This window comes from Accumulibacter sp., from assembly GCF_023806635.1.
Lineage (GTDB): Bacteria > Pseudomonadota > Gammaproteobacteria > Burkholderiales > Rhodocyclaceae > Accumulibacter.
Map to the genome: position 1 here is coordinate 97,636 of NZ_JAMTDQ010000043.1, position 12,379 is coordinate 110,014.

Consider the following 12,379-nt stretch of genomic DNA (forward strand, 5'->3'; position numbering starts at 1 on the left):
CCATGTCCCGGTTCTTCATCAACCGCCCGATCGTCGCGATGGTCATCTCGATCCTGATGACCATCGTCGGCCTGGTCGCCATGTCGAGCCTGCCGATCGCGCAGTTCCCGAACATCGTGCCGCCGCAGATCCAGGTCAACGCGACCTACACCGGCGCCGATGCGCTGACCCTCGAACAGGCGGTCGCCACGCCGATCGAGCAGCAGATGTCGGGCGTCGACAACATGGACTACATGTACTCGATCAACGCCAACAACGGCCAATCGACGCTGTACGTCAACTTCGCGCTCGGCACCGACGCCAACACCGACCAGCTGCTCGCCCAGATGCGCCAGGGACAGGCGGAGTCGCAACTGCCCTCGGACGTGCGCAACTACGGCGTCACGGTGCAGAAATCGACCTCGTCGCCGCTGATCATGTTCGCCCTCTACTCGCCGAACGGCACCTACGACAACATCTTCCTCGCCAACTACTCGTACATCAACATCAACGACCAGATGACGCGGATCAAGGGGATCGCCAGCGTCACCGTCTTCGGCGCCGGCCAGTACGCGATGCGCCTGTGGGTGCGTCCCGACGTGCTGGCCAAGCTGAACATCACGATTCCCGAGATCATCAACGCCATCCAGACCCAGAACACCGTCAACCCGGCGGGCCAGGTCGGTGCGCAGCCGGCACCACCGGGACAGGAATTCACCTACGCGGTCCGCGCCCAGGGGCGGCTGGTGACCGAAGAGGATTTCGGCAAGGTGGTGCTGCGTGCCAACCCGGACGGCTCGATCGTCCGCGTTTCGGATGTCGCCCGGATCGAACTCGGTGCGCAGACCTACAACATGGAAGGGCGGCTGAACGGCAAGCCGGCGGCACTGGTCGCCCTCTACCAGATCCCCGGTGCCAACGCCCTCGATGCCGCGAACGGCGCCAAGGCGCTGATGGAGAAGATCAAGCAGAGCTTCCCGCCCGACCTCGACTACGTCATCGCCCTCGACACGACGCTGGCCGTCACCGAAGGCATCAAGGAGATCGAGCACACGCTTTTCGAGGCGCTGGTGCTGGTGATCATCGTCGTCTTCGTCTTCCTGCAGGGCTGGCGCGCGACGCTGATTCCACTGCTCGCCGTGCCGGTGTCGCTCGTCGGCACCTTCATGCTCTTCCCGCTGTTCGGCTTCTCGATCAACACCCTGTCGCTGTTTGGGCTGGTCCTGGCGATCGGCCTCGTCGTCGACGATGCCATCGTCGTCGTCGAGGCGGTCGAACACCACATCGAGCAGGGCCTGTCGCCGAAGGACGCGACGCTGAAGGCGATGAGCGAGGTGACCGGACCGGTCATCGCCATCGCCGTCATCCTCGCCGCGGTCTTCGTGCCGACCGCCTTCATCCCCGGCATCACCGGCCAGCTCTACCAGCAGTTCGCGGTGACCATCGCGATTTCGGTCGTCATCTCGGCCTTCAACGCGCTGACCCTGAGCCCGGCCCTGTGCGCCCTGCTGCTGCGTCCCAAGGTCAAGGGGAGCGGACCGCTGCAGAAGTTCTACGACTGGTTCAACGAGGTGTTCGGGCGCGTCACCCACGGCTATGTCGGCATCTGCCGGCTGGCGATCCGCAAGAGCCTCATCAGCCTCATGTTCATCGCCGGCCTCGCCGCCCTGGCCGGTCTGTTCGGCAAGACGCTGCCGACCGGCTTCCTGCCCGACGAGGACCAGGGCTATGTCTTCGCCGGCGTGCAGCTTCCCGATGCGGGTTCGCTGCAGCGCACCTCGGAGATCGCCCGCCAGGCCGAAGACCTGATCAAGGACGTCCCCGGGGTCAAGTACACGACCACCGTGGTCGGCTACAACCTGTTGAGCCAGGTCCAGAACACCTACAGCGCGTTCTTCTTCATCACCTTCGAAGAATGGTCGCAGCGCAGGAAGCCGGAAGAGCAGTACGGGGCGATCAAGGCCGAAATCTCCAGGCGACTGGCCGGGATCAGCGGCGCCATCGGTTTCGCCTTTCCGCCGCCGGCCATCCAGGGGGTCGGTGTCTCGGGCGGCGCCACCTTCATCCTGCAGGACCGCGCCGGCAAGGACATCGCCTTCCTCGCCGAGCAGACAGGCAAGTTCCTCGAAGCGGCGCGCAAGCGTCCTGAACTCGCCGGCCTGTCGACCACCTTCCGCCCGGTCGTGCCGCAGTTGTTCATCGACGTCGACCGCGACAAGGTGCTCAAGCAGGGGGTCAACATCAAGGAGGTCTACCAGACGCTGCAGTCCTTCCTCGGCAGCGGCTTCATCAACTATTTCAACCGCTTCGGCCGCCAATGGCAGGTCTATATCCAGGCCGAGGGCGACTTCCGCACCGACATCCAGAATGTCGGCCAGTTCTATGTGCGCAACAAGGACGGCCAGCCGGTGCCGCTGTCGGCGCTGACCTCGGTGCGCAACATTGCCGGTCCCGAGTTCACGATGCGCTTCAACCTCTACCGCAGCGCGCAGATCAACGCCTCGGCAGCGCCCGGCTTCAGTTCGGCGCAGGTGATGCGCGCGCTGGAAGAAGTCTTCCACGAGACCATGCCGAGCGAGATGGGCTTCGACTACTCCGGCATGTCGTTCCAGGAACAGAAAGCCGCGCAGGGCGTCTCGCCGGTCGCCATCTTCGCCTTCTCGCTGCTCTGCGTCTTCCTGATCCTCGCCGCCCAGTACGAGAGCTGGTCCCTGCCGTTCTCGGTGCTGCTCGGCACGCCGATCGCCGTCGCCGGAGCCTTCGCGGCGCTGCTGCTGCGCGGGCAGGAACTCAACGTCTACGCGCAGATCGGCCTCGTGATGCTGATCGGCCTGGCGGCGAAGAACGCGATCCTGATCGTCGAATTCGCCAAGATGGAGTACGAGAAGGGCGAGCTGTCGCTGGCGGACGCGACCCTGAAGGGTGCGCAGCTGCGCCTGCGGCCGATCCTGATGACCTCGTTCGCCTTCATCCTCGGCTGCGTGCCGCTGGCGCTGGCCAGCGGTGCCGGCGCCATCTCGCGGCAGGTGATGGGCGGCGCCGTCATCGGCGGCATGCTGGCCGCCACCGGCATCGCGATCTTCATGATCCCGGTGAGCTTCTATGTCATCGAGCGGCTCAGCCACCGCGGCAAGACCGATCCGCTGCCGGCTGAAAGCACCGGCACGGAAGACAACCCGGCTGCCGGCAAGGGAGGGGATGGCCATGCGTAATCGCATCGCTGCAGCATTGATCACTCTGCTCGCCGGCGGCTGCATGGTCGGCCCCGACTACGTCCGCCCCCCGCTCGACGCACCGGCGGCCTGGCGGCTGGACGAGCGGGACGCGCGCGATCTCGCCAACACCGCCTGGTGGGAGCAGTTCGCCGACCCGGTGCTCAACGATCTGGTGACGACGGCGCTGCGCGAGAACAAGGATCTGATGATCGCCAGCGCCCGCGTCGAGGAATTCGCCGGCAAGTACGGCTTCGTTCGCTCCGGTCTCTTCCCGCAGGTCGACGCCAGCGCCGACGCCCGCCGCCAGCGCGACGTCGGCGCAGTGGTCCTCGGCGCCGGGCAGGACAAGACGTTCAGCACCTACAATGTCCTGCTCAACGCGAGTTGGGAGATCGACATCTGGGGCCGCATCCGGCGCCAGAGCGAAGCGGCGCGTGCGCGCCTGCTGGCCAGCGAGGAAGGCCGGCGAGGTGTCATCCTGTCGCTCGTCGGCAGCGTCGCCGGCGCCTACATCAACCTGCGCGATCTCGACCGGCAGCTGGAAATTGCGCAGGCGACGGCAAAGACGCGCGGCGAGTCGTACGAGCTCTTCAAGCTGCGCTTCGAAGGTGGCCTGATCTCCCTGCTCGAACTGAGCCAGAACCGCTCGCAGTACGAGGAGGCCCTGGCGACGATCCCGCCCATCGAGAAAGCGATCGCCCAGCAGGAAAACGGCCTCAGCGTGCTGCTCGGACGCAACCCCGGGCCCGTCGCCCGGGGCAAGAGCATCGACGAGCTGACGCTGCCGGCGATCCCCGCCGGCCTGCCGTCGGAACTCCTCGAGCGGCGGCCCGACCTGCGCCGCGCCGAGCAGGAGCTGATCGCCGCCAACGCCCTGATCGGCGCCGCCAAGGCGGCCTACTTCCCGACGATCTCGCTCACGGGCCTCTTCGGTTACTCGAGCACCAGCCTGAGCAACCTGTTCCAGGGCGAGAACAAGGTCTGGAACTACGGCCTGCCGATCAGCATGCCGATCTTCACCGCCGGCGCGCTGGCGGGACAGTTGCAGGCCGCCGAGGCGACCCAGCAGCAGGCGCTGTTCAGCTACCAGAAGGCGATTCAGGAGGCTTTCCGCGAGGTCAACGATGCGCTGATCAACCAGAACCGGACGCGCGCGCAGCTGCAGGCGCAGCGGCGTCAGGTCGAGGCGTTGCAGCAGTACGCCGCCACCGCCCGCCTGCGCTACGACAATGGCTACACCAGCTTCATCGAGGTCCTCGACGCCGAGCGCAGCCTGTTCAACGTTCAACTACAATACACGCAGACGCAGGGAACGGAGTTCCAGGCGATGATCAGTCTGTATTTGGCCATGGGCGGAGGCTGGATCGATCAGGCAGAGCAGCTCGCCAGCAAGGTGGACGACGCAGCGGGCCAGGCAACCGTAAACGTTCAGGCGGGCGCGCACTGATGCGACACCTGCGGCGGCAGGCAGCGTAGTCGTAGCCCTTGCGACGGCCGGTCCCGGCATCGGCGCTGCCCGGTAGCGCAGCGTCCCGATATCACATCAGAGGAGAGAAGCATGGGCAAGAAGGGCAAGAAGGGCAAGAAGGCAGGGAAGGCGAAGGTCGGGCAAGTCGCCCGGCCCGAAACGGCAGAGGAAGTGGCGACAGCGGAAACGCCTGCGCAGCCACCCCGGAAGATGTCGTCGAAGGAGTACTACAAGGAGCTCGAGAAGCTCGAGGCCGAGCTCGTTCACCTGCAGAGCTGGGTGGTCGAGAAGGGACTCAAGGTGGTGATCGTCTTCGAGGGTCGCGACGGCGCCGGCAAGGGTGGCACCATCAAGGCGATCACCGGCCGCGTCAGCCCGCGCATCTTCCGCGTCGTCGCCTTGCCGGCGCCGACCGAGCGCGAGAAGACGCAGATGTACCTCCAGCGCTACCTGCCGCACCTGCCGGCTGCCGGCGAGGTGGTGATCTTCGACCGCAGCTGGTACAACCGCGCCGGCGTCGAACGGGTGATGGGCTTTGCCAGCGATGAGCAGGTGCAGGGATTCCTGCGTCTGGCACCGCTGTTCGAAAAGCTGATGGTCGATGGCAACCAGATCATCCTGCGCAAGTACTGGCTCGAGGTCGACATGGACGAGCAGACCAGGCGGATCGAGCAACGCATCACCGACCCGCGCAAGCAGTGGAAGCTGTCACCGATGGACCTCAAGTCATACAGCCGCTGGTACGACTACTCGCGAGCCCGCGACGACATGTTCAGCGCCACCGACACCGACTGGGCGCCGTGGTTCGTCGCCCGCTCCGACGACAAGAAGCGCGTGCGGCTCAACATCATCAAGCACCTGCTGGGCAGCATCCCGTACGAGGTCGTCAAGCAGCCGAAGATCAGTCTTCCGAAGCGGCAGAAGCCAGGCGACTACGAGGATCCCGGTCTGCCGTTGAAGTACGTTCCGGAAGCCTACTGACCAGGTACAGAGCAAACCAGCAATTGCCGGCGACCCGACGCGCTCGCCTTGCCCAACGGAGGTTCCCAACATGCGCCTTGCCCTTCTTGCCGCCGCTGCCACCCTCACCGCCACCGCCCACGCGGTGCCACCCGATCAATACCGCATCCGCAACGCCGGCGAGCTGGTCAAGGTGTGCAGCGTGCCGGCGTCGGATCCCGAGCACGCGACGGCGCTCGCCTTCTGCCACGGCGTCCTGGCCGGCGCCTACGGCTACTACGACGCAGCGACGCAGCCGGCCGATCGCTTCGTCTGCCTGCCCGACCCGAGTCCCAAGCGCTCGCAGGTGGCGAGTGACTTCGTCGCCTGGGCCAACGCCCGCCCGCAGCTGATGTCCGCCGGCGCGATCGACACCCTCTTCCGCTTCGCCGGCGAGAAGTTCCCCTGCCGCAAGTGACGCCGCGGGGACGGAGACCGGTCATGAAACGACAGACGAGAGGAGCATGACGATGAAACAGCGATCAATGGCCGTTACCCTGCTGGCGGGAATGCTCGCCATCGGCGGCTGTGCCAACATGAGTTCGACCGAGCAGCGCACGTTGAGCGGTGCCGCGATCGGCACCGGTGTCGGCGCGGTGGTCGGAGCCGCCACCGGCGACTGGGCCTGGGCGGCGGGCGGTGCGGCGGTCGGTGCTGCCGGCGGCTACCTCTACGATCAGCAGAAACAGAAAGAGCAGCGCGCTTACCAGCAAGGTGTCCAGGCCGGCAAGGCGCAGGCGACGCCAGCCAGGAAGTACTGAGCGCAACGGCAAGGCGGCGGCGCGCTGCGGCTCTGGTCACAGCGGTGGTTTCGTTGCGGGCACCATTCGTCACCACTGAGTCGCTGCGCTGGACGATGGCCGGGCCTTGTCGCCGTGACACCCGACCCCGGCGTGCGGCTGCCCGCGCCCGGTTGCCGCCAGGGTCTCGCCGCGCGCGACGCGCGAAGACCATAACGATCTGGCAGCGTGTTCAACGAATGGGAGTGGCAAGATGGCGAAGGGCAAGTCTGATGACAGGATCGAGAGTGCCGACACCGCTGCGCAGCCGGCCGTCCTCTCGCCGCAGGAACGCCGTGCGCAGGGCAGCGCGCTGCGCGACGCGGTAGCGCGCGAGGCGCATGGCGGCTGGAAGCCAGCGAAGAAACGGTTCGATCCAATCGAGCTGCTGGTCGCATCCAACGAGGGGCGAATGCCCGAACTGGTGCCGATCCGCTTTGGCCGGATGTTGCAGTCGCCATTCACCTTTTTCCGTGGTGCGGCCGGGATCATGGCAGCCGACCTCGCGTCCACCCCCTCCTCCGGCCTGCGCGTACAGGCCTGCGGCGACGCGCATCTGCTCAACTTCGGCGGCTTTGCCACACCCGAACGGCAGGTGGTCTTCGACGTCAATGACCTCGACGAAACCCTGCCGGCGCCCTGGGAGTGGGATCTCAAGCGACTGACGGCGAGCATCGTCATCGCCGCACAGTACCTGCAGCTGCACGAGAGCGAGGCGGCAAGGGCGGCGACGGCAGCGGTGCGCGCGTACCGCGAGCGGATGGCCGATTATTCCTCGATGCGCGCGCTCGAGATCTGGTACGACCGGATTCCGCTGCAGCGCGCGCTGGCCGAGATGAGCGGCAACGATGCCAGGTTCAGGAAGCTCGCCGCCAGACGGCTCGCCAAGGCACACCAGCAGAGCGCGGTCGAAAGCGTGTTCCTCAAGCTGGCCGAGCACCACGGGGCACTGCCGAAGATCCGGGACAACCCGCCATTGATCTTCCACCTCAACGAGGAGCAGGCGCCGGGAATGCGCACGCAGTACCGCGAAGCCCTCGCCCTGTACCGCGAGTCGCTGCCCGAACACGTGCGCGTGCTCTTCGACCGTTTCCGCCTGTGCGACGTGGCGGTCAAGGTCGTCGGCGTCGGCAGCGTCGGCACCCAGTGCCTCGTCGCGCTGTTCATGGCCGCCGACAATGATCCCCTGTTCCTGCAGATCAAGGAGGCGCGTGCATCGGTGCTCGAGCCCCATGCCGGCGCGAGCGTGCATGCCAATCACGGCCAGCGTGTGGTCGCCGGGCAACGCCTGATGCAGGCGGCGAGCGACGTCTTCCTCGGCTGGACGACCGGAAGCAACGGCCGGCACTACTACTTCAGGCAGTTGCGCGACGTCAAGATCAGCGCCATCGTCGAAGGCTGGGACATCAACCTGCTGACCACCTATGGCCGGCTGTGCGCGCGCGCGCTGGCGCGCGCGCACGCGCGCTCGGGCGACGCGGCGCTGATCGCCGGCTATATGGGTTCCAGTTCCATCTTCGACGACGCGATCTGCGAGTTTGCCGTCGAGTACAGCGACCAGAACCAGCGCGACTACCGAGCCTTCGTCAAGGCAATCCGCGAAGGGCGACTCGAGGCGCAGGTCGAAGAAAGTCCGTGAGCCCGGGCGCCGCTTCGGGACCGGCGCGAGATGCCCCGGGTGCCGGCTGGCGTGCGCTCTTTCCGCCGGCGCAGTGGCTTGCCTCGTACCAGAAGAAGTGGCTGGCGAACGACGCGATCGCTGGGGTGACGCTGGCGGCCTACGGCATCCCGGTGTCGCTCGCCTACGCCTCGCTCGCCGGGCTGCCGCCACAGTACGGGATCTACTGCTATCTGGTCGGCGGACTGTTCTACGCGCCGTTCGGCTCGTCACGCCAACTGGCGATTGGCCCCACCTCGGCGATCTCGATGCTGGTCGGCGTCACGGTCGCCGGTCTGGCGCAGGGTGATCCAGGGCGCTGGGCGTCCATCGCCGCCCTGACGGCGCTGGTCATCGCCGCGATGTGTGTGCTGGCGTGGCTGTTTCGCCTCAGTTCGCTGGTCAACTTCATCAGCGAGACGATTCTGCTCGGCTTCAAGGCCGGCGCGGCGCTGACGATCGCCATGACGCAGTTGCCCAAGCTGTTCGGCGTCCCGGGCGGCGGGCACGGCTTCTTCGAGTCCGTCGTCACCCTTGCCGGGCAGCTCCCGGATACCAACCTGGCGGTTCTCGCATTCGGTCTTGCCGCACTCGCCGTGCTGCTGCTGGGGGAGAAACTCCTGCCGGGGCGGCCCGTCGCACTCGTCGTGGTGATCGTCTCGATCATCCTGCTGTCGCTGACGCCGCTCGGCGAACTCGGCTTCAAGATCGTCGGCGCGTTGCCACAGGGGCTGCCCGACTTCCAGCTGCCGGACCTGCGCGTGCGCGATGTGGACGGCGTGATCCCGCTCGCCTTCGCCTGCCTGCTGCTGGCCTACGTCGAAAGCGTGTCTGCCGCCCGCGCCCTGGCGCAGGCGCGCGGCTACGAGATCGATGCCCGGCAGGAACTTCTTGGCCTGGGAGCGGCGAACCTGGCTGCCGGCTTGTTCCAGGCCTACCCGGTGGCTGGCGGCCTCTCGCAGTCGTCGGTGAACGACAAGGCCGGCGCCCGCACACCGCTCGCGCTGGTCTTCGCCTCGGCGACGATCGGCCTCTGCCTGCTGTACCTGACGGAGATGCTCCACAACCTGCCGAACGTGGTTCTGGCAGCGATCGTGCTGGTTGCCGTCAGGGGCCTGGTCAATATCGCCGAACTTCGTCATGTGTGGCGAGTCAGCCGTTTCGAGTTCGGCGTCTCGATGGTCGCCTTCGCCGCCGTGCTGGTGCTCGGCATTCTCAAGGGCGTCATCGTCGCCGTCCTGGTGTCGCTTCTCCTGCTCATCCGGCGCGCGGCGCACCCGCACGTCGCCTTCCTCGGTCGCATTCCCGGAACGCGCATCTACTCCGACGGCGAGCGCAACCCGGACAACCTGTTCGTTCCCGGTGCACTAATCTTTCGTGTCGAGGCCGCCCTGCTCTACTTCAACGTCGAGCATGTGCGCGATGCCATCTGGCAGCGCATCCGCTCGACCCCTGAGCCCCTGACGCTGGCGGTATTCGATCTGTCCACTTCGCCAACCGTCGACCTCGCCGGCGCACGCATGCTCGCCACGCTGCACGCCGAACTGCGGGCGGCGGGAATCCGCCTGCGGCTGGTGGCAGCGCACGCGGCTGCGCGCGACATTCTGCGCGCCGAGGGACTCGACGAGCGAGCCGGCGACTTCGGTCGCGGCAGCAGCGTCGCCGAGGTCGTCGACGAATTCACCGCGCGCCGCAGCACTTGACGCCAACGACCTGCGGCATCGTCTTTGCCGCCGCCCGGCAAGCGCAGGAATGCGGGCAAGAGGCACCCGCTTCCCCAACCAGAATGCCAGAGAGGAGAACCCGCGATGTTCAGCCCTGCCACCTTCACCTTCCTCGACGAACTGGCGGCCAACAATGAGCGTTCCTGGTTCGCCGCCAATCGGGAGCGCTACGAAGCGCTGGTCCGCGCGCCAGCCCTCGCTTTCATCGCCGCGATGGCGCCCGCGTTGGCGGGCTTTGCGCCACAGTACCGCGCTGACCCGAGGCCAACGGGCGGCTCGCTGATGCGCATGCACCGGGACACGCGCTTCAGCCGCGACAAGCGTCCCTACAAGACCAACGTCGGCATCCAGTTCCGCCATGAGCTCGGCACGGACGTCCACGCAGCGGCTTTCTACATGCACCTCGCCAACGACGGCTGCTTTTTCGCTGCCGGGTGCTGGCACCCGGATCCCGGCACGCTCACCGGCATCCGCGCCCGCATCGCCGATCACCCCTTGCTCTGGTTCGCCGTTCGCGACGACCCGCTGTTCACCGCAAACTGGACGCTCGCCGGTGACAGCCTGCGCCGACCGCCACGCGGCTACGCGGCGGACCATCCGGCGATCGACGACATCCGGCGCAAGGACTTCATCGGGATGGCGCCGCTGTCCTTCGCCGAAGCGACCGCCGGTGGACTGGTCAGCCTTGCCGCGCAGCGCTTCGCTGCCGCGATGCCGCTGCTCGACTTCCTCTGCCACGAAGCATACCGTCACCACACTTGAGGGCACGAGCCCATCAAGGATGCTGTCGCACGGCTTGATACGCGTCGCGCATCTCCCGCTTGAGCGTCTTGCCGGCTGCGTTGCGCGGGAAGTCATCCATGATCTGGACCGCATGCAGCCGCTGGTAGCGCGCACCGACGCGTGCGTTGATCCAGTCGCGCAGTTCCGCCGCGGTGGCGGTCGCGCCGGCGCGCAGCAGGACGGCGGCAACCGGCGTCTCGCCCCACTTCTCGTGCGCGACGCCAAAAACGGCGACTTCGCTGATCGCCGGGTGACGGGCAGCGACCTCCTCGATGTCTTTCGGGTAGACCTTGACGCCACCACTGTCGATCATATCCTTCTTGCGGTCGACGAGGTAGAGGTAGCCCTCGCCGTCCGCGTAGCCGAGATCGCCCGTGTACAGCCAGCCATCGCGGATCGCCTGATCGGTGAGGTCGGGACGGCCATGATAGCCAAGCATCAGTGACGGGCCGCGACCGACGATCTCGCCGACTTCGCCGGCTTCGGCGTCGCTGCCGTCCTCGCGCACGATGCGCATCTCGTAGAAGCAGGGCGGCGAACCGACCGATCCCGCCTTGCGCAGCGACTGCGTGCGGTCGAGGATCGTCCAGAATCCTTCGGTCAGGCCATAGAGTTCGTAGAAGCGGTCGGGCAGCAGGCGGTTGAGTTGATCCTTGTGTTCCTGATGGAGCGGCGCTCCGAGCGAGAGGATCATCTCCAGCGAGGCGAGTTTCGCGGGCGAGAAGTTCGGCGCGTCGAGAAGCGCGATGATCTGCGCCGGCACCATCATCGTGTGCGTGACGCGTTCGCGGGCAATGATCTCGATCGCCTCGCCGGCGTCGAACTGGCGCTGCAGGACGTAGCGCGCACCGAGATAGAAGCAGGGCATCAGGGTGACGAAGGCGCCGTTGAAGACGATCGCGCCGGTATGCAGAACGACCGACTCCGGCCGCATCCGCCATGCCGACGCGAACAGCGTGCAGTACATCGCGCGCACGAAGTGGCTGTGCATGATGCCTTTCGGCAGACCGGTGGTGCCACTGGTATACATGATGTTGAACAGTTCGTCCTGGGCAACCGCCACCGGGCGGTGGCTGCCTTCAGGACAGCTGTCGAGCAGGCTCCGGTAGTCCGGGAAATCGCCACCGGCCCCGTCCACGAGCAGGATGCGGTCGGCGCGCAGATGCGGCAGCTCGTCGCGCACCTGCTGCAGCATCGGCACCCGAGAGTCCTGTGTGAACAGGCAGACGGCACCGGCGTCGCGCAGCAGGCTGGCCAGCCCTGAGGCCAGCAGCAGCGGGCTCAGCGGCACCAGGACGGCACCGATCGCCGGTACCGCCCAGTAGATCTCGAGCAACTCGCGACAGTTGGCGAGAACCGTCGCCACCCGGTCGCCGCGACGCACGCCCAGCCACTGCAGGAGGCGGGCACAACGGTCGACGCGGGCGGCGAAGTCACGCCAGTTCAAACGCTCGTCTTCAAAGACCAGCGCCGTCTCATCGGGCCGGAAGGCCGCGTGGTGGCTGACCAGTGTCGCAAGTTGCAGCATCGTCGTCTCCCCTGGACAAGGCTGCGGCGGATCCCTGTGCTGCCTGCCGGCACCGGCGTGCAGCTCCATCGCAGCGCAACAAGGATGTACTATACATCGCCTGCATCCCCACCAACACCGGTACCGCGCGAGAGTCCGGCACAGAGTCGTCGCAAACTGCCGCCGAGCCCTTCCACGATGCACCACACGACCGTCCCACGGCCCTGCAGCGCCTCTTGCGTGCCCCGGATCGACGCTCACCACAGCT

Annotated in this window: 9 protein-coding genes; 8 read left to right on the forward strand and 1 reads right to left on the reverse strand. The window is 66.7% G+C overall.

The genetic code is table 11. The features are described from left to right. Positions 1–2: 2 nt before the first annotated feature. The 8 genes from NFW30_RS08300 (at position 3) to NFW30_RS08335 (ending at position 10,583) form a co-directional block, all read left to right on the forward strand. Positions 3–3,191 (forward strand): multidrug efflux RND transporter permease subunit, encoded by a 3,189-nt coding sequence (locus NFW30_RS08300; RefSeq protein WP_295355127.1) that lies wholly within the window; start codon positions 3–5, stop codon positions 3,189–3,191. After that, entirely contained in the window at positions 3,184–4,641 is a 1,458-nt protein-coding gene (locus tag NFW30_RS08305) for an efflux transporter outer membrane subunit (protein WP_295355129.1), read from the forward strand. The genes NFW30_RS08300 and NFW30_RS08305 overlap by 8 nt, the downstream gene beginning before the upstream one ends. A 231-nt stretch (positions 4,642–4,872) precedes the next feature. Continuing rightward, positions 4,873–5,643, forward strand: coding sequence for a polyphosphate kinase 2 (gene ppk2 / locus NFW30_RS08310; protein ID WP_295355174.1), 771 nt, complete (start codon positions 4,873–4,875; stop codon positions 5,641–5,643). A 70-nt stretch (positions 5,644–5,713) separates the two neighbouring features. Beyond that, positions 5,714–6,079 carry a Rap1a/Tai family immunity protein gene (locus tag NFW30_RS08315; protein WP_295355131.1) on the forward strand — a complete coding sequence of 122 codons (366 nt, stop codon included), beginning with the start codon at positions 5,714–5,716 and terminating at the stop codon, positions 6,077–6,079. A 52-nt stretch (positions 6,080–6,131) separates the two neighbouring features. Continuing rightward, positions 6,132–6,422, forward strand: a complete 291-nt coding sequence (locus NFW30_RS08320) for a YMGG-like glycine zipper-containing protein (protein WP_295355133.1) — start codon at positions 6,132–6,134, stop codon at positions 6,420–6,422. A 232-nt stretch (positions 6,423–6,654) separates the two neighbouring features. Beyond that, the gene (locus NFW30_RS08325; RefSeq protein ID WP_295355135.1) at positions 6,655–8,079 is read left to right on the forward strand and encodes a DUF2252 domain-containing protein; all 1,425 of its coding nucleotides are present in this window, start codon (positions 6,655–6,657) and stop codon (positions 8,077–8,079) included. Next, positions 8,076–9,800, forward strand: coding sequence for a SulP family inorganic anion transporter (locus NFW30_RS08330; protein WP_295355137.1), 1,725 nt, complete (start codon positions 8,076–8,078; stop codon positions 9,798–9,800). Before NFW30_RS08325 ends, NFW30_RS08330 begins: the two co-directional genes overlap by 4 nt. 105 nt (positions 9,801–9,905) lie before the next feature. Further along, entirely contained in the window at positions 9,906–10,583 is a 678-nt protein-coding gene (locus tag NFW30_RS08335; RefSeq protein WP_295355139.1) for a TIGR02453 family protein, read from the forward strand. A 13-nt stretch (positions 10,584–10,596) separates the two neighbouring features. Here the strand turns inward: NFW30_RS08335 and NFW30_RS08340 are convergent, their stop codons facing one another. Then, positions 10,597–12,132, reverse strand: a complete 1,536-nt coding sequence (locus NFW30_RS08340) for an AMP-binding protein (RefSeq protein ID WP_295371987.1) — start codon at positions 12,130–12,132, stop codon at positions 10,597–10,599. Between the last annotated feature and the right edge of the window lie 247 nt (positions 12,133–12,379).